The organism is Herbaspirillum lusitanum (assembly GCF_046025995.1).
Lineage (GTDB): Bacteria > Pseudomonadota > Gammaproteobacteria > Burkholderiales > Burkholderiaceae_D > Herbaspirillum > Herbaspirillum lusitanum_A.
The window spans coordinates 1-25,411 of sequence record NZ_JAQQFM010000017.1; the positions used below are offsets into that span (position 1 = coordinate 1).

A 25,411-nucleotide genomic window follows, 5' to 3' on the forward strand; every position below is an offset into this window, starting at 1 on the left:
CATTCAGACCCGCCATCGCCGCGACATCTGCGGGTGGGGACACGCCGTGCGGCTGGATGGAAAACACTGCAGGCACGTTCAGATAGTCGAGTCGCGTCAGATCCGGATCGGGATGATGCAGGCGGATGGCGAAGCGGCTGGGTTCACCCAGGGTTTCATGCCCTTCGAAACTGATCACGCTGAAGGCGTTTGCCGTGAGTCCGGCCCGGGGAATTTCGAGTTGATAGCTTTGCCGAAAGTTGGTGAGCAGCGAGCCTGCGATATCGAGCGCCTTCATCGATTTTTCCTTGAATTGCTCAAGCCGAACTTGAACGTCTGTTCCGACAGCGAGTGGATTTTCTGCATGCGTGCGACGAGCGTCGCAAGAGGAGGGCAATTACAGCACCCGTGGGATTGATCGGTAAATCGAAGTCCGTAGGGTTTTTGTCTTTTATGGTTGGGTGGCGCGGGGGAGCAAAGGCGCTTCCCAGCAATCATTGAACGTAAGGAATGCTTGCCAGCGCAGGCCCGCATTTTGAAAAGCTTTGAGCCGGTGAACTTTTGAATTCCTTAAACATTGTCATACAACTCGTGCGCGGTTTCGCAGCGTTGCACGTTCCGTTTATTCCCGTAAAAGCTCATTTTGATGATCTGGGGATGAGCCGGTTTGCCAGATGGCTGCACGCGGACACAGGCGGAACTTGGCCTGATTGATTGCTCAGGCGGAAACAAATCCAGGAAGCTGAAAGGATTATTTGCAAATCCCAAAAACGCTGGATATACTCCGATCAATGTTGTACGACGTCTTATAACCATTGATACTTTATCAATCAATATTTTGTCAATCCAATAAAAACAAAGCGACAGCTATCCCGAGACAGCCCTTGTGCAGTGTTCCTGCTTTGCCTCCAGACCAGATGGCAGGGCAAGTGAATGCAAGGTTGGCGAAGCGGATGGATGCCCGCAGATCAAGCCAGGAGATTTCAGTGAGTTCAAGCAATATCGCCGCAGCCGCCGGCAAGGGCCAGACCACCCACATTCGTTATCTGATTCTGTTCATGCTGTTTGTGGTGACCACGGTCAACTACGCCGACCGCGCCACGCTGTCGATCGCCGGTTCGGCAATGAAATCGGAGCTGAGCCTGGATCCGGTGACCATGGGCTACATTTTTTCCGCTTTTAGCTGGGCCTATGTTCTGGCGCAATTGCCGGGCGGCTGGCTGCTCGACAAGTTCGGCTCCAAGAAGATCTACGCGCTGAGCATCGCGCTGTGGTCGGTGTTCACCATCCTGCAGGCCGGCGTGACCTGGATGAGTACGGCGGCAGCGGTGGTGACCCTGTTCATGCTGCGCTTCATGGTCGGCCTGGCCGAATCTCCTTCCTTCCCGGCCAACGGCCGCATCGTCGCCGCCTGGTTCCCGACGGCGGAGCGCGGCACCGCTTCGGCGATCTTCAATTCGGCACAATATTTCGCGGCCGTGCTGTTCACGCCGCTGATGGCCTGGATCACGCATGCCTACAGCTGGCACCATGTGTTTACCGTGATGGGTGTGTTCGGCCTCGTGCTGGCGCTGATCTGGGGCAAGATCATCTACAGCCCCAAGGAACATCCGATGATCAGCCAGTCCGAGCTCAAGCACATCGAAGACGGCGGCGGGCTGGTCGACATGGATAGCAAGAAGGCTGCGGTCGCAGGCCCCAAGCCCAAGAACAATTACATCAAGCAACTGCTGAGCAACCGCATGCTGCTGGGTGTGTACATCGGCCAGTACTGCATCAATGTGATCACCTACTTCTTCCTGACCTGGTTTCCGGTATATCTGGTGCAGGAGCGCGGCATGTCGATCCTGAAGGCCGGTATCGTGGCCTCGATTCCGGCAATCTGCGGTTTCATCGGCGGCGTGGTCGGCGGCATTATTTCCGACCGTCTGATCAAGCGCGGTTTCAGCGTCACCTGGGCACGCAAGATTCCTATCGTCGGCGGCATGCTGCTGTCGATGACGATGATTCTGTGCAACTACGTCGATGCGCAGTGGATGGTAGTCGGCATCATGGCGCTGGCTTTCTTCGGCAAGGGTGTCGGCGCGCTGGGCTGGGCCGTGGTGGCGGATACCGCGCCGAAGGAAATCGTCGGTCTGAGCGGCGGCCTGTTCAACATGTTCGGCAATGTGGCGGGCATCACCACGCCTATCGTGATCGGCTATATCCTGAAGGAAACCGGTTCTTTCTCCGGCGCGCTGGTGTTCGTCGGCATCAATGCCCTGATCACCGTGATCAGCTACCTTGTCATCGTCAAGGAAATCAAGCGCGTTGAGTTGAAGCCGGCCAACTGATGCCGTGGCCTGCGTCCTTTCCGGGACGCAGGCGTCGTTGTTGCAGCGATATTGAGCGTTTCATTTTTCAGCGTATTTTCAGTTTTCTTTACCCGTATTCAGCCGTATTGGAATCAGCATGAGCACCGAGACAATCCCAGCCGCCCGCCAGGCAGACGCACCGCGTTACATCATGATGAACGACACCGACAATGTCGCCATCGTCGTCAATGAAGGCGGCTTGCCGGCCGGCACCGTATTCGCCGACGGCCTGACGCTGCGCGATCGTGTGCCGCAAGGCCACAAGATTGCGCTGACCGATATCGCCCAGGGCGCGCCTATCGTGCGCTACGACGTCGCCATCGGTTACGCCGTGCGCGATATCGCCAGGGGCAGCTGGATTGAAGAGTCGCTGGTGACCTTGCCGCCGGCGCGCGAGCTCGACAATCTGCCGATCGCCACGCGCAAGCCGGCGCCGATGCCGGCGCTGGAGGGGTATACCTTCGAAGGTTTTCGTAATGCCGACGGTTCGGTCGGCACCCGCAATCTGCTGGCGATCACCACCACCGTGCAATGCGTGGCCGGCGTGGTGGAGCATGCGGTCAAGCGCATCCGCGAAGAGCTGCTGCCCAAGTATCCCAATGTGGAAGATGTGGTCGGGCTGGAACATACCTACGGCTGCGGCGTCGCCATCGATGCGCCGAATGCATACATCCCGATCCGCACCTTGCGCAACATCAGCCTGAACCCGAATTTCGGCGGCCAGGCCATGGTGGTCAGTCTCGGTTGCGAAAAACTGCAGCCGAATCGTCTGCTGCCGGAAAACATGATCCCGATCCACAAGGAAGGCGACGCCTATGTGGTCTGCCTGCAGGATGCGGAACACGTCGGCTTCAATTCCATGATTGACTCCATCATGCAGATGGCCGAGCTGCGTCTGCAAGAGCTGAACAAGCGCCGTCGCGAAACCTGCCCGGCGGCCGATCTGGTGGTCGGCGTGCAGTGCGGCGGCAGCGATGCCTTCTCCGGCGTCACCGCCAATCCGGCGGTCGGCTTTGCCACCGATCTGCTGGTGCGCGCCGGCGCCAGCGTGATGTTTTCCGAAGTGACTGAAGTGCGCGACGGCATCGATCAACTGACCTCGCGCGCGGTCAACGAAGAAGTGGCGCAAGCCATGATCCGCGAGATGGACTGGTACGACAAATACCTGACCAACGGCGGCGTCGACCGCAGCGCCAACACCACGCCCGGCAACAAGAAGGGCGGTCTCGCCAACATCGTGGAAAAGGCCATGGGCTCGATCGTCAAATCCGGCAGCAGCCCGATTTCGGGCGTGCTGTCGCCGGGCGACAAGCTCAAGCAAAAGGGGCTGATCTATGCCGCCACGCCGGCCAGCGATTTCGTCTGCGGCACGCTGCAACTGGCCGCCGGCATGAATCTGCATATCTTCACCACCGGCCGTGGCACGCCTTATGGCCTGGCGGCGGTGCCGGTGATCAAGGTCGCCACGCGCAATGAGCTGGCGCGACGCTGGCACGATCTGATGGACGTCAACGCCGGCCGTATCGCCAGCGGCGAGGCCACGATTGAAGACGTCGGCTGGGAGTTGTTTCAGCTCATGCTGGACGTCGCCAGCGGCAAGAAAACCTGGGCGGAACACTGGAAGCTGCACAATGCGCTGACCTTGTTCAATCCGGCGCCGATTACCTGATTGCCTGATTGCCTGATTGCCTGATTGCCTGATTGCCTGAGCACTGACTGGCTCCTGCAGCGTGCCGGCCATCTGTTGCAGACGCGCTGTCACGATTTCATCGCACAAACTTCATCGATAAAGAGACGGGCAATTCATGCGCTGGCGCGATTGGTGCAGGGTGAGCTCGCACGGGGAAGCAAAACATAAATAAACGCCAAGGAGACACCATGCCTGCTGCAACAACAATTTCATCCGCAGTTTCATCTGCATCCGCATCTGCAATTTCATCGTCGCCCCTGAAGCGTCTGGCCATTGCGGCTGCAGTTGCAAGCGGTCTGCTGGCCGGCGCCGGCGCACAGGCCGGCACCGTCGCCTATGTCTCGAATGCCGATAGCCAGGATATTTATGTCCTGCAACTCAACATGCAGGACGGCAGTCTCGGCCTGCTGGACAAGGTCGCCACCGGCAGTACGGTGATGCCTTTGGCGATCAGCCCGGACCGTAAATTTCTGTATGCCTCGCTACGCGCGCAACCGTTCTCGGTGGCCAGCTACGCCATCGACGCGGTCAGCGGCAAGCTGAAGATGCTATCCACAGTGCCGCTGGCGGACAACATGGCCAATCTGGCGACCGATAAAACCGGACGCTATCTGTTTGCCGCTTCCTACACTGGCCACAAGATTTCAGTGAATGCGATCGGCGCCGACGGCACGGTGCAGACGCCGCCCTTGTCGGTGATTCCGACCGGCAAGAATGCGCATGCCATCGGCAGCGATCCGGCCAATGCTTACGTGTTTGCTTCCAATCTGGGCAGCGATGTGATTCTGCAATATCGATTTGATGTTGCTACCGGCAAACTCACGCCCAATGATCCGCCGTCAGTGTCGACCAAGGCCGGCGCCGGACCGCGTCACTTTGTGTTCGCGCGCGACCGTCGTTTTGTCTATTCGACCAATGAGCTGGACGGCACCGTCAACACCTACGAGTACGACGCCGCCCGGGGCACGTTCAAGCTGCTGGCGACCGATTCGGCCTTGCCGGATGACTTCCGCAGCAGCGAACAACTGGCGACCGCCGACCTGCATCTGACGCCGGACGGCCGCTTCCTGTACGTCAGCGAACGCACTTCCAGCACCCTCAGCGGTTATCGGGTCGATGCCGCCAGCGGCCGCCTTACTCGCATTTTCAATAACCCGACCGAAACCCAGCCGCGCGGTTTCAACATCGATCCGCAGGGCAAATATCTGCTGGCCGTGGGGCAGAAATCGAATGCACTTACCAGCTACGCCATCAATCCCGACAACGGCATGTTGTCAGTCTTGTATCGCTATACCCTCGGCAAGAACCCGAATTGGGTCGAAATCATCGATCTTCCGTGAGGATTGATTCGGCCGGCGACGCGGCATACTTTCGCTCGTCGGCCTGTCTTGCAGGCCCTCGGGGCGCCTCGCATCGAGAATTAAAATGTCTTTTGATCATGATCAGGCGCCGGCGGGAGATGCGGTTTGTTTGATCTGGGATAGCGAACCCGCTATTTTTTTATACGACAATCCGCCCGGGGGAGAAGACCGTTTCCAGTCACAGAGTCTGGCAGACGGGCTTCAGGCCATCTGGTTACAACATGAATTAAATTGAGCGGAGATCGGGAATGCGGAATGTCACTGTTCGCTTTACATTGACGGCGGCGCTGGTATTGTTTTCCAGCATGATTGTGGTGGGTGCAGCGGTTGGCATCTTTGCACTGGGGCGGGCGAATGACTCGACCACTTTTGTGCACGAGATCACCGAGCGGACCTTGCTCATCAACGATGCCTACAAGGACACTACGCGTACGCGCGCCGCGCTGACGCGCGCCTACAGCGCGCTCAAAGAGCAGAACGACGAGAAGGTGCGCGATTCGGCCCTGGCCAGCGCGCAGACCACGTATGACCGCACGCTGAAGCAAATGAATGAGTTCGCGGCCTTGCCGGCCTTGGACGGCCAGGACGAGGCGGTCAAGATCGAGCTGATCGAATCGGTCAAGCAATTGTCGGATGCGCTCAAGCGATCATCCGATGCGCTCAAGGGCGGCGATACCGCCGCCTATTCCACGATCAACGGCAAGGATATTACGGTCGGCGGACAGCGTTTCAGTGCCGCGCTGGACAAGTACCAGAAGTTGGCGATGCAGCTCAACGATGATGCGGTGGAAAAGCGTCAGACTGAATACAAGCTGGTGATATGGATGGTCGGCATCGGTCTTGCCGTGGCGCTGCTGATGGTGATCGGGGTCCAGGCTATTCTCAACAATATCGTCATCAAGCCGCTCAACCGCGCGGTGGAATTTCTGAATCAGGTGGCCAGCGGCGATCTCACCGCCACCGTCAAGGTCAAGAACAGCAATGAAATCGGCAAGCTCTTTCTGGCGATTCGCAGCATGCAGCAAAGTCTGCTGAATACCGTGTCGCAGGTGCGCAGCAGCTCTGACAGCATCGATACCAATGCCAGGGAAATTGCGGCCGGCAACATGGATCTGTCCTCACGCACCGAACAGCAGGCCAGTTCGCTGGAAGAAACCGCGGCCTCGATGGAGCAGCTTACCGGCACCGTCAAGCAGAACGCCGAGAACGCGATGCAGGCCAACCAGCTGGCGCATTCGGCATCGACTGTCGCGATCAAGGGCGGCGCGGTGGTGGCGCAGGTAGTCGATACCATGGATGCCATCAATACCTCTTCGCGCAAGATCGTGGACATCATCAGCGTGATCGACGGCATTGCCTTCCAGACCAACATCCTCGCCTTGAATGCCGCAGTGGAAGCGGCCCGCGCCGGTGAGCAGGGCCGAGGTTTTGCAGTGGTGGCCTCGGAAGTGCGCAGCCTTGCGCAACGCAGCGCCAGCGCCGCCAAGGAAATCAAGGAGCTGATCGCCGACTCGGTCGAAAAAGTCGATGCCGGCAGCAAGCTGGTAGGCGAAGCCGGCATGACCATGAGCGATGTGGTCGACAGCGTAAAGCGCGTGACCGACATCGTCGGCGAAATCGCCGAAGCCAGTCGTGAACAGAGCAGCGGCATCGAGCAGGTCAATCAGGCGATTACGCAGATGGATGAAGTGACGCAGCAGAATGCGGCGCTGGTGGAGCAGGCCGCTGCGGCGGCGCAATCGCTGCAGTCGCAGGCCACCAATCTGGTCGGTGCGGTCAGTATCTTCAAGATCGATGCGACGCAGAGCGTGGCGGCGAACGGTACGAACAGTGCTGCCGGCACCGCTTCCGGCGCCGCATTCAAGCCAGCGGCCCCGGTGCGTACCGCCGTCAAGAAACCGGTCGCAGCTGCGACCGCACAGCCTGCCAGGGCGTCTGGCGACGCGCCTAAGCTGGCATCGCCTGCTGCGCGCAGCACGGCGCCGGCCAGCAGCCGCGCCAAGGACGAAGGGCAGGATTGGGAAGAGTTCTGAGGCGCTGAGCCGCCATAAAAAAGGCGCGGAAGTCAGACTTCCGCGCCACGTCTTGCGATGGCCGGCTGATGCCGGCTTTTTTATTGCTTATAGAAAACCGAAACCGATCCGGATTATTACGCCGCCGTATAAGCCGTCTTGACCGTGGTGTAGAACTCCGCTGCATAAGCGCCTTGCTCGCGCGCGCCGTAGCTGGAGCCTTTACGGCCGCCGAAGGGTACGTGGTAATCGACGCCGGCAGTGGCGGTGTTGACCATCACCATGCCGGCTTGCGCGTGACGCTTGAAGTGGGTGGCGTACTTCAGCGAGGTAGTGCAGATGCCGGACGAAAGACCGAACTCGGTATCGTTCGCCAGTTGCAGCGCATGCTCGTAATTGTCGGCCGGGATGACGGCGGCGACCGGGCCGAAGATTTCTTCACGCGAGATGCGCATGTCGTTGTTGCAGTCCGCGAACAGCGCCGGCGCCATGTAGAAGCCTTCGGTGTCGCGCTGCAGACGTTCGCCGCCGATCACCAGCTTGGCACCTTCGTCCTTACCGATGGCGACATACGACTGGTTCTGATCGAGCTGCGACTGATCGACCACCGGGCCGATCTGGCTTTCCTTCTGCAGCGCGTGGCCGACGCGCACGGCTTCCAGTTGCGCGCGAGCTGCCTCGATGAAGCGCGGGTAGATTCCCTTTTCAACGATGATGCGGCTGGAGGCGGTGCAGCGTTGGCCGGTCGAGAAAAACGCACCTTGTACTGCGGCGCTGACAGCCACATTCAGATCGGCGTCATTGAGCACCACCATCGGATTCTTGCCGCCCATTTCCAGCTGGAACTTTGCCATGCGCGTGATGCAGCCTTGCGCCACACGATTGCCGGTGGCGACCGAGCCGGTAAAGGAGATGCCGCTGACGCGACGATCTTCGATGAAGCGCTGGCCGACCACCGATCCACGGCCCATCACCAGATTGAATACGCCGGACGGAATGCCCGAGCGGCTGATGATTTCAGCAATCGCCCAGCCGCTGCCGGGCACCAGATCCGCCGGCTTGAAGACTACGGTGTTGCCGTAGGCCAGCGCCGGCGCAATCTTCCACGCCGGAATCGCGAGCGGGAAATTCCAGGGCGCGATGATGCCGATCACGCCCAGCGGTTCGCGCGTGATTTCCACATCCATGCCGGGGCGCACCGAGGCCAGTTTCTGGCCCTGAATGCGCAGCACTTCAGCCGCAAAGAATTTAAAGATGTTGCCGGCGCGCGCGGCTTCGCCTATGCCTTCCGGCAGCGTCTTGCCTTCTTCGCGCGACAGCAGCTGACCCAGTTCTTCCTTGCGCGCCAGGATCTCGTTGCCGATCTTGTCCAGCGCATCCGAACGGGCCTGAATGCTGCCGGTGCTCCAGGCCGGAAAGGCCTGATGCGCAGCCGAGATGGCGATGTCGGCCTGCTTGGCATCCGCCTGTGCATATTCGCCGACCAGATCGCTCAGATCGGAGGGATTGATATTGCGCGTGACGGCGGCGCCTTGCAGCCATTCGCCGTTGATGTAGTTTGCAAATTGCGTCATGAGTGATCTCCTTAACGAAGTGGAATATGGGGATGGCCGGCTAGCCTGTTCAGGTTTGAATTTCGATGGTGCATAAGCCTGATGCCGGTCTGGTCGTTGTCGCGGTTACTGATTGGCAGCTGCTGCAAAAATGAAAAAACCGGCCGCGCAGGATGCGGCCGGTTTGCAGGGGTGATCTCTCTGATGATTCCCGTGATCCGGAGAGTGGCCCTGAAATGCTTATTGCGGGCCGAGCTTCTTGATCAGCGCGGCCAGTTCTTCGTGCTCGGCTTCGGTGCAGTTGGTCAGCGGTGTGCGTACCGGACCTGCATCGTGGCCAACCACGCGGGCGCCGGCCTTGACGATGGAGACGGCATAGCCGGCCTTGCGGTTGCGGATTTCCAGGTAAGGCAGGAAGAAGTCGTCGATCAGGCGGCCGACGGTTTCGTGGTCGTCCTTGGCGATCGCGTGGTAGAAGTCCATCGCAGTCTTGGGAATGAAGTTGAACACGGCCGAGGAGTAAACCGGTACGCCCAGCGCCTTATAGGCCGCAGCGTAGACTTCGGCAGTCGGCAGGCCGCCGAGGTAGGTGAAGCGGTCGCCCAGACGACGGCGGATTTTCACCATCGGCTCGATCTCGCCGACGCCATCCTTGAAGCCGATCAGGTTAGGGCAGCGATCAGCCAGCTTCAGCAGGGTATCGGCATCCAGCTTGCAGACCGCGCGGTTGTAAATGATGACGCCGAACTTGACCGATTTGCAGACGGCTTCAACGTGAGCGGCGATACCGTCCTGGCTGGCTTCGGTCAGGTAATGCGGCATCAGCAGAATGCCGTGTGCGCCGAGGCGCTCGGCTTCTTGCGCGTAAGCGATGGCAGTGCGGGTCGGGCCGCCGGCGCCGGCGATGATAGGCACCTTGCCACGGCAGGTTTCCACCGCAGTGCGGATCACATCTGAATATTCGCCCGGCACCAGCGAGAAGAATTCACCGGTGCCGCCGGCTGCGAACAGCGCGCTGGCGCCGTAAGGGGCCAGCCATTCCAGGCGCTCGATGTAGGTCTTGGGGCGGAATTCGCCTTGCTCGTCGAAGTCGGTCAGCGGGAACGACAGCAAGCCGGAGGAGAGGATGTGCTTCAGATCTTGTGGTGTGTACATGACGTGTCAACTCAATGTAAAAGGAATTGGATGAAAATCTCTTGGTCTTCTTATTTATCGTTTTAAGATATCAGTCATCGTACAACATGGATTTTGAGAATGCCAGCATTTTTTAATGCCGGCTTTATTTTTGTGGGGTTTGCGCGGAAGCGCCTGCTTCGGCCTCGATTTGCGCCCGGCGCAGGCGTTCGCGGCTGTTGGTGAGGTGATTGCGCATGGCGGCGCGTGCCGCTTCGCTGTCGCCACGGGCAATGGCTTCGTAGATGTCTTCGTGTTCGCGTTGCACGCGGTCGAGATAGCTGGCTTGCGGATCGCGCGCCAGTTCAGCCGTGTTCAGACGCTTGCGCGGAATCACACCGGCGCCGAGGTGGCTCAGAATCTCGATGAAATAGCGATTGCCGGTGGCGTTGGCAATCTGGAAGTGGAAGCGGAAGTCGGGGCCGACGGTGTCGCCGCCCTTGGCCAGATTATCTTTGAAGGCATCCAGCGCCAGCCGGATTTCCTTGAGCTGAGCGTCGGTACGGCGCGCCGCTGCCAGACCGGCAGTTTCTGTTTCCAGGCTGATCCGCAATTCAAGCAGGGCGAGCAAATCCTTCATGGTGGTGATGGTGGCCGGATCGATGTTGATGTTCGATCCCTTTTTTGCTTCCAGCACAAAAGTGCCGATGCCGTGGCGGGTTTCGACCTGACCGGCTGCCTGCAGCCGCGAAATGGCTTCGCGCACGACGGTGCGGCTGACGCCTTGCGATTGCATGATCTCGGATTCGGTCGGCAGTTTGTCGCCCGGCTTGATTTGGCCCTTGGCAATCATCTCGGAAATCGCGGCGACCACCTCCTGCGACAGGCTCTGGGCCTTGCGGCGTGGGCGGATCAATGGGCTGGGAGAATCGCTGACGGTCATAATTTTGTACTTGTCGTAATGGCGGTTGCAGCATCGACTTCATCGTCAATTTGCCGGAATTTGCTGGTCAATGCCTGATGACACTGCACGCGCTGGCATAGGCAATGGCGAAGAAGGTGTTGCGGTGATGTGACATCTTATCAGATCGCTTTCTGATGATCGACGCGGCAGGCCTTTAAATCAGGCGGAGCCGACTTTCTGGCGAGGTATTCACGCGTGCTGAGCCTGGCCTGCTCAGCGGCAGTGGATTCTTTTGTAGCGCGGCAGGACAGGGCGATTGCGGCTGCGAGATTTCCGATTTAATCAGTACCTGACAGATTTACTCAGGTTTGATATACTTGACTCAAATATTCGGGAATTCAGGGAGCCGGTATTCAACTTGTTTCTGGAGCAGGAATTTCATGCGATTAACTACCAAAGGTCGGTTTGCCGTGACAGCGATGATTGACTTGGCCTTGCGCCAAGGCAACGGGCCTGTGACTTTGTCCGCGATCAGCGAGCGCCAGGAAATTTCTTTATCATATCTGGAGCAGTTGTTCGGCAAATTGCGACGTCATCAGATCGTCGAGTCAGTACGTGGTCCGGGGGGCGGTTACAACCTCGCGCGCAAGGCTCAGGACGTGTCGGTGGCGGACATCATCATCGCAGTGGACGAACCCATGGATGCAACTCAGTGCGGCGGCAAGGAAAATTGCCACAGCGCCTCGCATCCGGGCGGAACGCGCTGTATGACGCACGACCTGTGGTCGACCCTGAATGAAAAGATGGTCGAGTACCTTGACTCCGTTTCGCTGCAGGATCTGGTGGATCAGCAGCACCACAAGGAGCAGGGGCAGGAGCATCGTCTGACTGACAAACAAAGCGTGGTTGTAATGCACCGCCCTCACGCAGCGGCTTGATTGGAGTTTTGAAGATTATGAATGCACCACTGGAAAAAAGCCTGTTGGATACCCTGAAGGCACCGCATTTCCCGATCTACATGGACTACTCGGCAACCACGCCGGTTGATCCGCGCGTGGCCGACAAGATGATTCCTTACCTGCGCGAGCAATTCGGTAATCCGGCATCGCGCAGCCACATGTATGGCTGGTCGGCCGAGAAGGCGGTTGAAGATGCGCGTGAAGAAGTCGCCAAGCTGGTCAACGCCGATTCGCGCGAGATCATCTGGACTTCCGGCGCCACCGAAAGCAACAACCTGGCGATCAAGGGTGCAGCGCAGTTCTACAAGACCAAGGGCAAGCACATCATCACGGTAAAGACCGAGCACAAGGCTGTGCTGGATACTTTCCGCGAACTGGAGCGTCAAGGCTTCGAAGCGACTTATCTGCAACCGCAAGACAATGGTCTGGTGACCGTCGAGCAGATTGCCGAAGCCGTGCGCCCGGACACCATCCTGATTTCGGTCATGCTGGTCAACAATGAAATCGGCGTGATCCAGCCTATTCCTGAAATCGGCGAATTCTGTCGTCAGAAGGGCATCATTTTCCACTCCGACGCTGCGCAGGCAACCGGCAAGGTCAAGATCGATCTGGAAAACTGGAAGGTCGATCTGATGAGTTTCTCGGCGCACAAGACTTACGGCCCGAAGGGTATCGGCGCCTTGTACGTGCGTCGCAAACCGCGTGTGCGTATCGAAGCGCAGATTCACGGCGGCGGTCACGAGCGCGGTTTGCGTTCCGGCACGCTGGCGACGCATCAGATCGTCGGCATGGGCGAAGCTTTCCGCATCGCCCGTGAAGAGATGGATACTGAACTGGCGCAGATCCGCGCCATGCGCGATCGTCTGGCCAAGGGCCTGCAGGAAGTCGAAGAAACCTATATCAACGGCGACATGGATCACCGTGTACCGCATAACCTTAACGTCAGCTTCAACTACGTTGAAGGCGAGTCGCTGATCATGGCGATCAAGGACATCGCGGTGTCGTCAGGCTCGGCTTGCACCTCGGCCAGCCTGGAGCCGTCATATGTTCTGCGCGCGCTGGGCCGCAGCGACGAACTGGCGCACAGCTCGATTCGTTTTACCATCGGCCGTTTCACGACTGAAGAAGATGTCGACTTCACCATCAATCTGATCAAGAGCAAGGTCGGCAAGCTGCGCGAACTGTCGCCGCTGTGGGACATGTACAAAGACGGCATCGACATCAGCACGATTCAGTGGGCAGCACATTAAAATAACGCGCGCTGCAGCGGTCGCGACGTTTTAAGTTAAGCGGCGATGGCAGCGGAACAAATCCTCAAGGAGTATCAAAATGTCTTACTCGGAAAAAGTACTCGACCACTACGAAAACCCACGTAATGTCGGCGCCTTCGAAAAGGGCGACGAAACCGTAGGCACTGGTATGGTAGGCGCGCCGGCGTGCGGCGACGTGATGAAGTTGCAGATCAAGGTCGGCGCCGACGGCGTGATTCTCGATGCAAAATTCAAGACCTACGGCTGCGGCTCGGCGATTGCTTCGTCGTCGCTGGTCACCGAATGGGTCAAGGGCAAGACGCTCGATCAGGCGCTGTCCATCAAGAACACACAGATCGCAGAAGAACTGGCGCTGCCGCCGGTCAAGATTCACTGTTCGATTCTGGCTGAAGATGCGATCAAAGCCGCGATTCAGGACTACAAGTCCAAGCACGGCACGACCGAGCAAAAGGTCGCCGCCTGATCGGCTGAATGCGACACCGTAACAAGCTAAGAGGCTTTGCCCGACGTAGTGGTCGGGTTGAGCAGCAAGGCTGGCAGTAGCGAAATCCGCTTGATTTTTCGTGGGCCAGGGCAATATCGGCATTGAAGATCATCCCGGCGGGTTTCGCCAGGCAAGCAAAAAAGGCAGGCATCATGGCAATCACACTGACAGAAAAAGCTGCGAAACATATCAGTCGCTACATGGAACGGCGCGGCAAAGGCATAGGCCTGCGTCTGGGCGTGCGTACCACCGGCTGTTCCGGTCTGGCGTACAAGCTGGAATATGTGGACGAAGAAGTCGCTGAAGATCAGGTCTTCGAGTCGCGCGGCATTCGCGTATATGTTGATCCGAAAAGCCTGCCTTATATTGATGGCACCGAACTCGATTTCGCGCGCGAAGGCCTGAACGAAGGCTTCAAGTTCCAGAATCCGAACATGAAGGACGAATGCGGCTGCGGCGAAAGCTTCCGCATCTGAGCTTCGCAGCGTTCCCTTATATTCAGTGCTTAGCCAGATAATCAGCGATAGCCTCAGACGTTCTTTGGCCATGATCCACTCCTGATTGCCGGTCTCCAGTTTTGCCAAGCCTGTTGAAGTCCGACAGGCTTTTTATTTTTTGAACTTATGCAAAATCACTTCGCCCTGTTCCATCTGCCGCAGCGTTTTGCAGTCGACCTAAAAGCCCTGGAGTCGGCCTACCACGGTGTGCAGAATCAGGCGCATCCGGACAAGTTTGCCCACGCGGGCGATGCCGAGAAGCGAGTGGCGATGCAATGGGCGACGCGCGCCAACGAGGCCTATCAGACTCTCAAGAACCCGCTCAAGCGCGCGCGTTATCTGTGCGAGCTGAATGGCGTTGATCTGCAGACTGAATCGAATACGTCGATGGCGCCGGGTTTTCTGATGCAGCAGATGGAGTGGCGCGAAACCCTGGATGATGCACGTGCCGGCAAGGATCTGACGGCTCTGGAAACCCTGCACGAGGAACTGAAGCAGGCCCGTAAGGCGGAGGTGGCGCGGATTGAAGTCCTGCTGGATGCGGACGATTTCACGCAGGCGGCGCAGCTGGTGCGGCAACTGATGTTTCTGGAAAAATTCGGCGAAGAGATCGATTCCGTTTTCAGTCTGATCGAAGGTTGAGTTAAGTCAGCAAACCGGACAGAGCTGAGTACGGTAAATCGCAAATCTGCACGACATGTTCAAGCGATCCACAAGTCGCACCTACAATTCAAGCACTTAATCCAAGCACGTTCACTGAATTCCACCGCGACCTGAACCGACATGCCCGACGTCTTCCTCTTTTTGCTGGCTGCAATGACATTGACCCTGGCCCCAGGTCCGGACAATATCTATGTGCTGACGCGCGGCATCGCGCAGGGTCGAAAAGCCGGGCTGGTTGCTGCTTGCGGTTTCGCCTCCGGCCTGCTGTTTCACACGACGCTGGCGGTATGCGGCTTTGCCGCAGTCATCAAGGCTTATCCGCCGGCGTATCACGCCCTGCAATATGCCGGCGCGGCGTATCTGGTCTATCTCGGCATCCGCACCCTGCGTTCCGCTGCCTCGACGCTGAGCATGAATGTTGACGGCGACGCACCGCAGATTCCACTGCGCACCATCTACTGGCAAAGCGTGATCGCCAATATTCTGAATCCCAAAGTCACCTTGTTTTTCATCGCCTTTCTGCCGCAATTCATCCATCCGGAAGCGGGCCACGTGCCTGCGCAGATGCTGTTGCTGGCCGCGATTTTCATTGTGCAGGCACTGGCTATCTTCAGTGCCATCGCTTTTTTCTCCGGCATCGTCGGCGCCTATTTCCGGCGTCGCGCTTCTGCTTCCGTGCAACTGAACCGCCTTGCGGGCTGCGCCTTCATCGGTCTGGGCATTCGTATCGCCTTGCCTGACTGAACTGGCAGAATCCGAACAGAATCATCCTATGGCCTTACTTCAAATTTCCGAACCCGGCATGTCGACTGCGCCGCACCAGCGGCGTCTGGCAATCGGCATCGATCTCGGCACCACCAATTCGCTGGTCGCCACCGTGCGCAACAGCATTCCCGAAGTGCTGAGCGACGACGAGGGCCGCGTGCTGCTGCCATCGGTTGTGCGCTATCTGCCGAACGGCAACGCCAACATCGGCTACAAGGCACAGGCAGCGCAGACTTCCGACCCACGCAACACCATCGTTTCGGTCAAGCGCTTCATGGGGCGCGGGCTGAAAGATATCGCGCACGCCGAAAACATGCCTTACGATTTTCAGGATGCGCCGGGCATGGTGCAACTGAAGACGGTTGCCGGGGTCAAGAGCCCGGTCGAAATCTCGGCGCAGATTCTGGCCACCTTGCGCCAGACCGCCGAAGATGCGCTGGGCGACGATCTGGTCGGCGCCGTGATCACGGTGCCGGCGTATTTCGACGATGCACAGCGCCAGGCCACCAAGGATGCCGCGCAACTGGCCGGCCTCAATGTGCTGCGCCTGCTCAATGAGCCGACTGCGGCGGCCATCGCCTACGGCCTCGACAATGGTTCGGAAGGCGTGTTTGCGGTCTACGATCTGGGCGGCGGCACCTTCGACATTTCCATCCTCAAGCTGAGCAAGGGCGTGTTTGAAGTGCTGGCGACCGGCGGCGATTCCTCGCTCGGCGGCGATGACTTCGATCACCGTCTGTTCTGCTGGATCAGCGAGCAGGCGCAACTGGCGCCGCTATCCGATGAAGACACCCGTCTGCTGCTGGTCAAGGCGCGCGAGATCAAGGAGCTGCTGTCGACCAAGTCCGAAACTCAGGTCGATGCGGTGCTGAAGTCGGGCGAAGAAGTCCATCTCTCCCTGAGTGCGGACGAGCTTGCTGCCATGACTCAGCATCTGGTCAACAAGACCATGACGCCGACCCGCAAGGCCCTGCGCGACGCCGGTCTGAGTATCGACGATGTCGACGGTGTGGTGCTGGTGGGCGGTTCGACCCGCATGCCGACCATCCGCAAGGCGGTCGGCGAGTTCTTCAAGACCAATCCGCTGTCCAATATCGATCCGGATAAAGTGGTGGCGCTGGGCGCCGCCGTGCAGGCCAATCTGCTGGCCGGCAACCGCGCGCCGGGTGACGACTGGCTGCTGCTGGATGTCATTCCGCTGTCGCTGTGCATCGAAACCATGGGCGGTCTGGCGGAAAAAGTGATCCCGCGCAATTCCACCATTCCCTGTGCGCGTGCGCAGGAGTTCACCACCTTCAAGGATGGTCAGACCGCGATGGCCATCCACGTGGTGCAGGGCGAACGCGAACTGGTGAGCGACTGCCGTTCGCTGGCGCGTTTCGAGCTGCGCGGCATTCCGCCGATGGCGGCCGGCGCGGCGCGTATTCGCGTCACTTATCAGGTCGATGCCGACGGCTTGCTGGCGGTGTCGGCGCGTGAATTGAATTCGGGCGTGGAAGCCTCGATCAGCGTCAAGCCGTCCTACGGTCTGGCCGATGACGAGATCGCGCGCATGCTGCAGGAATCCTTCCAGTCGGCCGACGACGACATGCTGCGTCGCGCGCTCAGAGAGGAGCAGGTCGAAGCGCAGCGCATCGTGCTGGCCACGCAATCGGCGCTGGATGCCGACAGCGCCTTGCTGTCCGAGCAAGAACGGATCGAGATCGTGCAGCTGATCGAAGCGCTCAAGGACAAGGCCGGTGGCGACGACCATCAGGCCATCAAGGCGGCGGTCGATGCGCTGGCACATGGCACTGAAGAGTTCGCTGCGCGCCGTATGGATCGCAGCGTGCATGCCGCGCTGGCCGGTAAAAAGCTGGACGAAGTATCGTAATCAATCAAGGGTCAACCATGCCTCAAATCGTAATTCTCCCTCATCCCGTGCTGTGTCCCGAAGGTTCGGTCATTGACGCACCGGCCGGCACGACCTTGTGCGACGCCATGCTCGGCAACGACGTCGATATCGAACACGCTTGCGAAAAGTCCTGTGCCTGCACCACTTGCCACGTTGTGATCCGTGAAGGTTTCAATACGCTGGGCGACCCGACCGACAAGGAAGAAGACTTGCTCGATATGGCCTGGGGCCTGGAAGCGCATTCGCGCCTGTCCTGTCAGGTTGTGCTGGGCGAAGACGATCTGGTGGTGGAAATTCCGAAGTACACGATCAATCACGCCAGCGAAAATCACTGATCTTTGGCCGCGTCGGTAAACCTGGCGCCGCAGCCTTCATCCACACCCGGCCCTAGGTGACATCATGGACCTGAAGATTTCATGCACGCTGGCTTGTAGCGCAGAACGCGCCTTGCAAGAGGTGATGAAGCCGACGCTGATGCAGCACATCGCACAGCCGCTGGTATATTTTTCACCGCTGGCGCCGGCCGGCTTGCCGGCGCAATGGCAGGATGGCGGCGTGTATCCGGTGCGTTTGCGCCTGTTCGGATGGCTGCCGTTCGGCACGCAGACCATCCGCACCAGCGGCGCCAGTGAAGAGACGCCGCAAGGCCCGGTTTATCGTCTGCGCGACAACGGCTACAGCCGCATGATCAAGGTCTGGGATCACGGCATTGCCATTCGCAGCGTACCCCGTGCTCGTCCTGGCCTCAACACCATTGGCGCGACAGCGCACTGTACTTACACCGATACGCTGAAGCTGCACGCCGGCATCTGGACGCCGTTCATCTGGCTGTTTGCGCAAGGCTTCTATCGCTGGCGGCAGCGCCGCTGGCAGCGTCTGATCAAGAACAATTTTGAATATAAGTGAGACCGACCATGAAATGGACCGACACGCAGCGCATCGCTGAAGAACTCAACGACAAGTTTCCCGACATTGATCCCAAGACGATCCGTTTCACCGACCTGCATCGCTGGGTGATGGAGCTGGACGGTTTTGACGACGATGCCAATCGTTCCGGAGAAAAGATTCTGGAAGCGATTCAGGGGGCGTGGATAGAAGAGGCGGAGTAATCCGAGCAGGACAAGGCCGCAAGCTCGCCACAATAAAAATGCCGTTCAGTTGAGAGCTGAACGGCATTTTCATTTCTGCGGCCGCGTCAGACGAAGAAATTCGGCATGCCGCTGGCGCGCGCCGCATATTGCGGAAAGATCTCCTGCAGCGCCTGATCGGGTATCCGCATGTGTTTTTCCGCCAGCACCGACAGCACGCTGCGGAAGTCGGTGGTGATGGCAAGATCCCGGCCTTCGTTGAGCGCGCTCTGGTTCAGGCCCGGCCATTGCCCGTAGATTTTGCCGCCGCGCAGATTGCCGCCCATCAGCCACATGGCGTTGCCGTGGCCGTGATCGGTGCCGCCGTTGCCGTTTTCGCGGAAGGTGCGGCCGAATTCCGACACCACCACGACCACGGTGTCATTGAAGGCCGGTCCCAGTTCCTGCGCCAGCGTCGCCAGCCCCGTGGCCAAGGATGCCAGGCGTCCCGCCAGCTGTCCCGCGCCGTTGCCCTGGTTGATGTGGGTATCCCAGCCGCCCACCGCCAGAAAGCTCAGGCGGATGCGCGGATCGTTGCGCATCAGACGTCCCAGTCGCGCGGTGTCTATCGCCAGTCCGTTGGGCAACGGCGCGCCGTTATTCGCCATCTGCTGTTCCTGACTGTTGATTTCGCTCATGAGCTCCTTGCGCGCGGCGAGGCCGTCGCGATACGCGGTGGACAAGGCATCGTTGCCGGCGTAGAGCGTGCTGAAGAGTTGATTTACGCGGGGCTGGTCGATCATGCTGAGTCTGGACGGTACCCGGCCGGTCGGCATGTTGGCGATGGCTTGCTTGCCGCTCATGATGCGCGGTGTGGCGTCGCCCAGCGCAAGCGCCTGCAGCGGAGATTCGGAGTGCGGCAGATTGCCCTGCAGCCGGTTCATCCAGCCGTCGCGCGTGTTGTGCTGACCGGGCGTGCCGGTTTCCATGTAATCCTGCGCTTCGAAGTGCGAGCGCGAACCGTCCGGCGAGCCGGAGGCATGCACGAAGGCCAGCTGGCCGCCGTCCCAATAAGGCATCAGCGGGCGCAAGGCCGGATGCAGACCGAAATAGCCGGTGAGGTCGATGGCGCCATTGGGCTGGCCCGGGCGCGCCACCGCAATCGTGGGGCGCGCGCGATAGTATTCCTGGTCGCCATGCGGCACCACCACGCTGAGGCCATCCACCGCGCCGCGCATGAATACCACCACCATGCGCGGCGCGTCATCGCCGTTGGCATGCGGGCGCGATTTCGGCGAACCGTAGGCCAGCGGGTGCGTGCCGCCGGCGCCAGTCTGTGCCGCGTTCCTGGTGCCGGGCGAGACCACGGCACAGCCGCTCAGACCGATCGGCACCAGCACCGCGCCGCTGCCGGCGAGGCCCGCATAACGGATAAATTCACGACGGTTCATACTTGATCCTGTAGGTTGGTCGCGCTCATGGCGATGAATGAATGGTCATTGATGACTGATGATTCATGATGGATAGTCGTCTGGATACATCCGCTCAGCGTCTCATGAAGGACGGGCTGCCGAGTATCAGGCCCGCTTGCAGATTGGGTGGTGCTGCCGCGACTTTGGCTGCGACCTCCGGCGCGATGGCCGGGCCCAATGTTTGCAGCAACTGTTGCGGATCGACCGGCGGCGCATCTGCAGTAGAGGGTGTCGGCGCGTTCTCTTTGCGGGAGATCGGCGATTTGCCGGTGGCAAGCGCGCCGGCAAAATTGATACGGCGCAGCAGCGCATCCGAATTCAGCCAGGCCTCTTGCGAATACTTGTAGCCCTCAGGCGTCAGCCAGCCGTATAGCGGCATGCCGAACTGCCCCAGCGAGCCGTTGACCGATTTTTGGTTGATCACCGGCGTGGCGCTGGCGCGCAGCGATGAAATCACGAACTGATAGGGCGTCTTGAACTGCGTCTGATAATTGCTGCGCGACCAGAACTGCTGGCTGTCGAACAGCACCCGCAGCACGGCCTTGATGTTGCCATGGCTGCTCAGAAATTCCTGCGACAATTTTTGCACCAGCACCGGATCGGGCTGATCCGAGACAAAGTACTGCACCAGTTTGGTCGAGATGAAACGGGCAGTGGCCGGATTGCTGGCTAGCAGGTCCAGCGCTGTTTCGCCCTCCTGATAACCACGCGCCTGCAGATCGCGGCCGAGGAAAGTCTTGGGGGTGTTGTCATGCCGTTGCGGATTGAAACTGAAGGGCGCGGCACCGCCTTTCATCGCCTGCACATCGATGGTCCAGCCGCTCAGAATGCGCGCCAGAGCAATCACGTCGGCCTGCTGGTAACCGCCATCGACGCCCAGCGTATGCAGCTCCATCAACTCGCGTGCATAGTTTTCGTTGAGCCCCTTGAAGCGGCCTTTGGCGCCCGGAGTATTGGCGCCGCTGCTGAGCCAGTTGTCGAGGTAATACAGCATGGCCGGATGATGCGCGACGGCACCCAGCAGCGTGCGGAAATTGCCGAGCGCATAAGGCCGGATGGCATTTTTTTCGTAATCGCCGACCCAGTAGCGCACCCATTCCTTGCCTTCGAAGACATTGAAATGATTGAGCCAGAATTCCGTCATCACCTCTTGCAGCTGGCGCGGACTTTCGGTGGCCAGCCATAGCCGCTCCTTGTGAAATTGCGGCGTCAGTTCGGCCGCCGCACGCTGCCGCGCCGCCTGCTTCTCTTCCTTCGTTCCATCTTTATCGAAGGAGGGCGGGCCATAGTCGTTGAACAGTTGCGTCGTGCTCATGCCATAGGCCGGCAACGAATCCAGCCGCGCCTGCAGATCGGGCGGCATGGCGATGCGATCCGGATTGAGTTGCTGTTCGATATAGCGCTTCACACCCATGTTCTCAACCTGCTGCAGATCGCCAGGGCGCGGACCGTAGGCCAGACGATTGAGGACATGCAAGGATTTTTCCTGCTCATCGAGCGCTTGTGCCTGCGCCTGCATGGGCAGCGCATGCAAGGCAAGCACGGCCAGGGTGGCGAGCAGCAATCCGCGTGAATGAGCGCTGGCCGGCATGCTGTGTTTGCTTGTCTGCAGGGTCTTCATGATGGTCATGAGCGTTTGAGCTGACATGTTTCTATTGCCTGTCCCGATGTTCTTTACTCTTGCCTGACTGTAAATCCGGCATGGCGCGAGGCTATTTGATCGGCGTGGAGGAGACACATTCTGAAAAAAGCAGATCTAAAAATCTTTTGGAATTTTTTAGAAATATTATTGATTTCAGTATGGTTAAGGCCAGCAGCGTTTGCTGTAATAAAGTGTAAAAAGAATGCTGTCTCAAGCACACGACAATTTTGGGATGTTGGTGTCTGCATTGACCATGCAGGGGGCGCGAAAGTCAGGCTGCAAAAGGACGTCAGAGCAGAGAAATAAATCTGCTGCAGGCCGGAAAGAGCTCGCCTCCGCCTTTCTCGCGCGACATTACACAGTACGTTACAAACGAGAGTGCGCCGGGAAGTTTCAGGAAAGCTGCCATCCGCCGGCTGGCCGACATGTTGAAAGACGGGCAGGTGCAATAAGCTGACAGAAATGGCGATCCGCGGTGTATCGGCGGCAGCCTGAAGCGGCGGCGTTGCACGGCTCAGTTTTCAATCATTTCGAAATTGCCGTTGCCGCGCCAGACGGTCTGATCGCTGATGCGGCTGCCGGTCACGGCCACCCGCGCTTCGATATCCACCTGCACCGAAAACGAAGTGCCTTTGATCGGGCGGTCGTTGACGATGGGTGTGGCGCCCGTGTTCGGCGGCAGGGCGCTGCTGTTGCCGGTGTTTTCCGGCACCTGGCCGGCGCTGATGACCGAGCCCAGACCCACCGCCTTGCCATCCATCTGCGCATTCGAGAGATACAGCGTGAAACTGCCGGCATTGCCGAAGCGATAGCTGCCGGCGTCGACCGCCGGTCCCCGGAAGAAAATGGTCATCTGCACCGGTTGGCGACAGGTGGCGGTCAGCGTGGCCGTTTGTTTGCCGAGCGTCATCAGCAGCGGCGAGATTTGTTTCTTCATCAGCTCGGCGCGCGTGACTGCGCCATAGTCGACTACAGGATTGCTGAGCTGCAGTGTGCAGTTACCGTCGGCCGCATAGGCGGTGTCGACTGCGCCGGCCAGCGCGAACAGCAGGGCAGCGCTGCCGGCGCACAGGCCGGGCCGGCGCGTTGAATGCAGCGCGCGGATGTGCGTGGCGATCCGGTCAAGTTGGGGCAGATGGTACATAGCTGACTCCTGGTTTCCTGGCTTGCAGATCCGGACGGCAGATCGCTTCGGTGCTTTCGAAGAACATGTCGGGATCGGGTTTGTCTGCGATCTTGTATTGCAGACTGCAATTTTTTCCGTCCGGCATCTGCACATGCAATTGAGACCCGGGAATGCCGTTGATCAGGAAGATCTGGCCGTCGTCCACCACCGTGGTGACGAACTGGTTGTCGGCATCGAGCACGAATGCGCCCTTGGGCAGAACCTGCTGGTCAGGGCCCTTGGCATTGAGCAGAATGCGACGCACCCTGATGACCTCGAAGTTGACGTAGTTGACCGAACCGCGGCCGGGATCGACGACCTTGAAACCGTTCTTGATATCCACATTGCGCGGCAGGCTCTTGGTGGTGATCTCGACCCGGCTGCTGACGTAGGCCGGCATCTGCGAGATCACCGCCTGACCCCACAGATCGGTCCAGACCGGGCCATAGGGCGTGCTAACCTTGATTCCCGACACATCGCCCACCTTGAGCACGCCGAAGGTATCCTGTACCGGATACGGCGACAGCGTCAGGCCCTGTTCATGCAGCACCATGCCGCCGCGAATGCCGCCGTTATACGCGGTGCTGCCCGAGCCGTAGCGCGAGTAGCCGAGATTGACCTGCGCGTAGCGCGGCAGCACCGCAACCTGCGTCGACAGATCGGTTTCCCTGGATTGCGTATTGCGTTCCGCCGAGACGGTGTAGTTGACGTAGTCGTTGAGCTGCTCGTTGACCGAAGCGCCCAGGCGGTTGTAGCCGCTGCTGTTGTTGATATAGCTGCGCACGCTGCGCTTGCCGAGCGGAATGCTGAGCGTCAGATAAAAGGTATTGGCGCTGACGCCATTGCGCGTGCCGCCGCCCATTTCATGTTCGAGATTGAAATTGACGGTGCCGAAATCGTAGGTCTTGCCCCAGGCGCCGATCACGCGCTGGGTGCTGGCGCTGGTGAATTGCACCGAGCGCGAATACGAAACGTTGACGCCACCCAGCCAGTCGCGCGCCCATCCCAGCGAGGCTGTGTATTGGCCGCGATAGCGCGTCTGCGCCCAGTCCGGCTGGCCTTGCAGATCGATGGTGGTATCCATCAGGTCGCGATAGCCGAGTGTCTGCTGCGTGCCGGACAGACTGAGCGAAAGACTGCTGCTCAGAATGCTGCTGGACGAGACCAATATCTGCGTGCCGCGTTCGCCTTCGCGCGCGGCATTGGACATGCGTTGTTGCAGGCTCAGATTGGTGTCGAACAGACGCGTATCGAAGCCCCAGCTGGCGGCCTGATATGAAGTTGCCGCCATCAGCCCGGCGCTAACATTGGTTTGCTTGGTCAAAGGCCAGCCGCCGGTGGCGGTTGCCAGCCAGGGCTGGCGGCCGGTGCTGTTGCCGAGGCTGCGCAACTTGCCCAGCGCGAAGGAATAGCCGCGCTGATTGCCCAGCGTGCCGCTATGCAGCGAAGCAGCCGGCACGATGAAGCGGCGTTGCGCGCCATTGGCTTCGATCACGGTGACTTCCAGATCGCTGGTGGCATTAAGCAGCGGCAGATCGGTCAACGCGAAGGGGCCGGGCGGCACCACGGCGGTGTAAATCATGGCGCCGACCTGACGCACTTCCACGCGCGCCTGCGACTGGGCGATGCCTTCCACCATCACATTGTTGCGGCCGGTGTCGGTGAGTGCGGCTTCCGGCAGAATCTGCACGCCGGTCACCGGCCCGCTGGCGAAGGCAGAGCTGGCGATATTGATCTGGCCGCCTTGCAGGATGGATTTGTAGTCCATCAGCGTTCTTTGCGCATAAGCGTACAGGTGCTGACGCTGGGACGTGTTGTCCTGCGCCGAATACATCTCGCGCGTGCGCACGATCCAGTCTTGCAGATTGAAACCCAGTTCCAGATTGGCGCTGAGGAAATCGCTGCTGGTGCTGCTGAACTGACTGCGTGCGGCCAGAATGTCGTAATTGAGAATGGCCGCCTTGCCGCCGCTGCTGTAGCCCGAAAAATCACCCTCGTTGGGACGCAGACCTGAGGTCGGCACGATCAGCGCCACTTCCTCCTTGCCGGGCCGCAGTTCGATGGCGGTCTGCGGATAACTGGCCTTGTAGTCGTAGCAGACCGGCGTCGGCAGGCTGCCGGGGACTGCCGTGGCCGAGGTCGATCCCATGGTTCTGTCGGGAATCCTGAGGCCGCCTTTGTCGAGCACATTCTTGTCGAAGCACAGCTCGCCCTTGTCGTTGAAACGCGCATCGATGCGGCCGCGCTTGGCGCCGTTGACGAACAGCGTGATGACCGTCACCCCGGGGCGGAAACGCGGCGCTTCCTTGAAGTATTCGGCGAGCTGCGGATCGATGCCGCGTTCGCGCAGCATGTCCAGGTCGAAGCCGGCGTTGCCCGGCGCGGCCGGCTTTGCGGCAGCGGCCGCAGCGGGAGATACCTTGTCGGTCTGTGCCGCTCCTGGCAGTGGCAACAGCATGCAGCAGAGGCCGCTGCTCAGACTGAATAGCGTCAGTTTCGCCGAGGAACTCCGGCGTGACGGAGCGCCGCGTTGAACGCTCGCAGAAACCAAGTCCTGTAAGCGATC

21 protein-coding genes and 1 pseudogene are annotated in these 25,411 nt (G+C 59.5%); 14 read left to right on the plus strand and 8 right to left on the minus strand.

Translation table 11 applies throughout. The features are described from left to right. Positions 1 to 277, minus strand: a pseudogene (locus tag PQR62_RS24805) (hypothetical protein); the annotation flags it as partial. A 760-nt stretch (positions 278 to 1,037) separates the two neighbouring features. Here PQR62_RS24805 and PQR62_RS24810 point away from each other — a divergent pair. From PQR62_RS24810 to PQR62_RS24825, 4 genes are all read left to right on the plus strand, one after another. After that, positions 1,038 to 2,312 carry an MFS transporter gene (locus PQR62_RS24810; RefSeq protein ID WP_408160804.1) on the plus strand — a complete coding sequence of 425 codons (1,275 nt, stop codon included), beginning with the start codon at positions 1,038 to 1,040 and terminating at the stop codon, positions 2,310 to 2,312. Between the two features lie 118 nt (positions 2,313 to 2,430). After that, positions 2,431 to 4,002 (plus strand): galactarate dehydratase, encoded by a 1,572-nt coding sequence (gene garD, locus PQR62_RS24815; protein ID WP_408160754.1) that lies wholly within the window; start codon positions 2,431 to 2,433, stop codon positions 4,000 to 4,002. A 209-nt stretch (positions 4,003 to 4,211) separates the two neighbouring features. Next, complete coding sequence (locus tag PQR62_RS24820; protein WP_408160755.1) at positions 4,212 to 5,363, plus strand: lactonase family protein; 1,152 nt, start codon at positions 4,212 to 4,214, stop codon at positions 5,361 to 5,363. Between the two features lie 269 nt (positions 5,364 to 5,632). Further along, complete coding sequence (locus PQR62_RS24825) at positions 5,633 to 7,417, plus strand: methyl-accepting chemotaxis protein (RefSeq protein WP_408160756.1); 1,785 nt, start codon at positions 5,633 to 5,635, stop codon at positions 7,415 to 7,417. Positions 7,418 to 7,533: 116 nt separating this feature from the next. Here the strand turns inward: PQR62_RS24825 and PQR62_RS24830 are convergent, their stop codons facing one another. From PQR62_RS24830 to PQR62_RS24840, 3 genes are all read right to left on the minus strand, one after another. Further along, on the minus strand, positions 7,534 to 8,970 hold the full coding sequence (locus PQR62_RS24830; RefSeq protein WP_408160757.1) for an aldehyde dehydrogenase family protein: 1,437 nt from the start codon (positions 8,968 to 8,970) through the stop codon (positions 7,534 to 7,536). Between the two features lie 219 nt (positions 8,971 to 9,189). After that, positions 9,190 to 10,104, minus strand: a complete 915-nt coding sequence (gene kdgD / locus PQR62_RS24835; protein ID WP_408160758.1) for a 5-dehydro-4-deoxyglucarate dehydratase — start codon at positions 10,102 to 10,104, stop codon at positions 9,190 to 9,192. 124 nt (positions 10,105 to 10,228) lie between these two features. Further along, on the minus strand, positions 10,229 to 11,005 hold the full coding sequence (locus tag PQR62_RS24840; RefSeq protein ID WP_408160759.1) for a FadR/GntR family transcriptional regulator: 777 nt from the start codon (positions 11,003 to 11,005) through the stop codon (positions 10,229 to 10,231). Between the two features lie 401 nt (positions 11,006 to 11,406). On the opposite strand from PQR62_RS24840, the gene iscR reads away from it, so the two are divergent. From iscR to iscX, 10 genes are all read left to right on the plus strand, one after another. Beyond that, positions 11,407 to 11,904: a Fe-S cluster assembly transcriptional regulator IscR gene (gene iscR / locus PQR62_RS24845; protein ID WP_408160760.1), complete on the plus strand. Its 498-nt coding sequence runs from the start codon at positions 11,407 to 11,409 to the stop codon at positions 11,902 to 11,904. A gap of 17 nt (positions 11,905 to 11,921) precedes the next feature. Beyond that, positions 11,922 to 13,175 (plus strand): IscS subfamily cysteine desulfurase, encoded by a 1,254-nt coding sequence (locus PQR62_RS24850; protein WP_408160761.1) that lies wholly within the window; start codon positions 11,922 to 11,924, stop codon positions 13,173 to 13,175. Positions 13,176 to 13,254: 79 nt separating this feature from the next. Beyond that, a complete protein-coding gene (gene iscU / locus PQR62_RS24855; RefSeq protein WP_408160762.1) occupies positions 13,255 to 13,659 on the plus strand; it encodes a Fe-S cluster assembly scaffold IscU in 405 nt (134 codons plus the stop codon). A gap of 173 nt (positions 13,660 to 13,832) precedes the next feature. Beyond that, on the plus strand, positions 13,833 to 14,156 hold the full coding sequence (iscA, locus tag PQR62_RS24860; protein WP_408160763.1) for an iron-sulfur cluster assembly protein IscA: 324 nt from the start codon (positions 13,833 to 13,835) through the stop codon (positions 14,154 to 14,156). Between the two features lie 147 nt (positions 14,157 to 14,303). Next, on the plus strand, positions 14,304 to 14,819 hold the full coding sequence (hscB, locus tag PQR62_RS24865; protein ID WP_408160764.1) for a Fe-S protein assembly co-chaperone HscB: 516 nt from the start codon (positions 14,304 to 14,306) through the stop codon (positions 14,817 to 14,819). Between the two features lie 141 nt (positions 14,820 to 14,960). Further along, complete coding sequence (locus PQR62_RS24870) at positions 14,961 to 15,584, plus strand: LysE family translocator (protein WP_408160765.1); 624 nt, start codon at positions 14,961 to 14,963, stop codon at positions 15,582 to 15,584. Positions 15,585 to 15,612: 28 nt separating this feature from the next. Further along, a complete protein-coding gene (gene hscA / locus PQR62_RS24875) occupies positions 15,613 to 17,478 on the plus strand; it encodes a Fe-S protein assembly chaperone HscA (RefSeq protein ID WP_408160766.1) in 1,866 nt (621 codons plus the stop codon). Between the two features lie 17 nt (positions 17,479 to 17,495). Further along, positions 17,496 to 17,834: an ISC system 2Fe-2S type ferredoxin gene (fdx, locus tag PQR62_RS24880; protein WP_408160767.1), complete on the plus strand. Its 339-nt coding sequence runs from the start codon at positions 17,496 to 17,498 to the stop codon at positions 17,832 to 17,834. 64 nt (positions 17,835 to 17,898) lie between these two features. Further along, positions 17,899 to 18,405: a hypothetical protein gene (locus PQR62_RS24885; RefSeq protein ID WP_408160768.1), complete on the plus strand. Its 507-nt coding sequence runs from the start codon at positions 17,899 to 17,901 to the stop codon at positions 18,403 to 18,405. An 8-nt stretch (positions 18,406 to 18,413) separates the two neighbouring features. Further along, on the plus strand, positions 18,414 to 18,608 hold the full coding sequence (iscX, locus tag PQR62_RS24890) for a Fe-S cluster assembly protein IscX (RefSeq protein ID WP_408160769.1): 195 nt from the start codon (positions 18,414 to 18,416) through the stop codon (positions 18,606 to 18,608). Positions 18,609 to 18,694: 86 nt separating this feature from the next. On the opposite strand, the gene PQR62_RS24895 is transcribed toward iscX, so the two are convergent. The 4 genes from PQR62_RS24895 to PQR62_RS24910 form a co-directional block, all read right to left on the minus strand. Further along, positions 18,695 to 20,017 carry a DUF1501 domain-containing protein gene (locus PQR62_RS24895; RefSeq protein WP_408160770.1) on the minus strand — a complete coding sequence of 441 codons (1,323 nt, stop codon included), beginning with the start codon at positions 20,015 to 20,017 and terminating at the stop codon, positions 18,695 to 18,697. Positions 20,018 to 20,111: 94 nt separating this feature from the next. Next, positions 20,112 to 21,557, minus strand: coding sequence for a DUF1800 domain-containing protein (locus PQR62_RS24900; RefSeq protein ID WP_408160805.1), 1,446 nt, complete (start codon positions 21,555 to 21,557; stop codon positions 20,112 to 20,114). A gap of 637 nt (positions 21,558 to 22,194) precedes the next feature. Continuing rightward, positions 22,195 to 22,824, minus strand: coding sequence for a DUF1120 domain-containing protein (locus PQR62_RS24905; RefSeq protein WP_408160771.1), 630 nt, complete (start codon positions 22,822 to 22,824; stop codon positions 22,195 to 22,197). Further along, entirely contained in the window at positions 22,802 to 25,303 is a 2,502-nt protein-coding gene (locus tag PQR62_RS24910) for a fimbria/pilus outer membrane usher protein (RefSeq protein WP_408160772.1), read from the minus strand. The genes PQR62_RS24905 and PQR62_RS24910 overlap by 23 nt, the downstream gene beginning before the upstream one ends. Between the last annotated feature and the right edge of the window lie 108 nt (positions 25,304 to 25,411).

What these genes read in the sequence shown, in the direction of transcription:
- PQR62_RS24810 (WP_408160804.1), top strand. Translation starts at nt 1,038, where the DNA reads ATGCTGTTTGTGGTGACCACGGTCAACTACGCCGACCGCGCCACGCTG.
- garD (WP_408160754.1), top strand. Translation starts at nt 2,431, where the DNA reads ATGAGCACCGAGACAATCCCAGCCGCCCGCCAGGCAGACGCACCGCGT.
- PQR62_RS24820 (WP_408160755.1), top strand. Translation starts at nt 4,212, where the DNA reads ATGCCTGCTGCAACAACAATTTCATCCGCAGTTTCATCTGCATCCGCA.
- PQR62_RS24825 (WP_408160756.1), top strand. Translation starts at nt 5,633, where the DNA reads ATGCGGAATGTCACTGTTCGCTTTACATTGACGGCGGCGCTGGTATTG.
- PQR62_RS24830 (WP_408160757.1), bottom strand. Translation starts at nt 8,970, where the DNA reads ATGACGCAATTTGCAAACTACATCAACGGCGAATGGCTGCAAGGCGCC.
- kdgD (WP_408160758.1), bottom strand. Translation starts at nt 10,104, where the DNA reads ATGTACACACCACAAGATCTGAAGCACATCCTCTCCTCCGGCTTGCTG.
- PQR62_RS24840 (WP_408160759.1), bottom strand. Translation starts at nt 11,005, where the DNA reads ATGACCGTCAGCGATTCTCCCAGCCCATTGATCCGCCCACGCCGCAAG.
- iscR (WP_408160760.1), top strand. Translation starts at nt 11,407, where the DNA reads ATGCGATTAACTACCAAAGGTCGGTTTGCCGTGACAGCGATGATTGAC.
- PQR62_RS24850 (WP_408160761.1), top strand. Translation starts at nt 11,922, where the DNA reads ATGAATGCACCACTGGAAAAAAGCCTGTTGGATACCCTGAAGGCACCG.
- iscU (WP_408160762.1), top strand. Translation starts at nt 13,255, where the DNA reads ATGTCTTACTCGGAAAAAGTACTCGACCACTACGAAAACCCACGTAAT.
- iscA (WP_408160763.1), top strand. Translation starts at nt 13,833, where the DNA reads ATGGCAATCACACTGACAGAAAAAGCTGCGAAACATATCAGTCGCTAC.
- hscB (WP_408160764.1), top strand. Translation starts at nt 14,304, where the DNA reads ATGCAAAATCACTTCGCCCTGTTCCATCTGCCGCAGCGTTTTGCAGTC.
- PQR62_RS24870 (WP_408160765.1), top strand. Translation starts at nt 14,961, where the DNA reads ATGCCCGACGTCTTCCTCTTTTTGCTGGCTGCAATGACATTGACCCTG.
- hscA (WP_408160766.1), top strand. Translation starts at nt 15,613, where the DNA reads ATGGCCTTACTTCAAATTTCCGAACCCGGCATGTCGACTGCGCCGCAC.
- fdx (WP_408160767.1), top strand. Translation starts at nt 17,496, where the DNA reads ATGCCTCAAATCGTAATTCTCCCTCATCCCGTGCTGTGTCCCGAAGGT.
- PQR62_RS24885 (WP_408160768.1), top strand. Translation starts at nt 17,899, where the DNA reads ATGGACCTGAAGATTTCATGCACGCTGGCTTGTAGCGCAGAACGCGCC.
- iscX (WP_408160769.1), top strand. Translation starts at nt 18,414, where the DNA reads ATGAAATGGACCGACACGCAGCGCATCGCTGAAGAACTCAACGACAAG.
- PQR62_RS24895 (WP_408160770.1), bottom strand. Translation starts at nt 20,017, where the DNA reads ATGAACCGTCGTGAATTTATCCGTTATGCGGGCCTCGCCGGCAGCGGC.
- PQR62_RS24900 (WP_408160805.1), bottom strand. Translation starts at nt 21,557, where the DNA reads ATGCAGGCGCAGGCACAAGCGCTCGATGAGCAGGAAAAATCCTTGCAT.
- PQR62_RS24905 (WP_408160771.1), bottom strand. Translation starts at nt 22,824, where the DNA reads ATGTACCATCTGCCCCAACTTGACCGGATCGCCACGCACATCCGCGCG.
- PQR62_RS24910 (WP_408160772.1), bottom strand. Translation starts at nt 25,303, where the DNA reads ATGCTGTTGCCACTGCCAGGAGCGGCACAGACCGACAAGGTATCTCCC.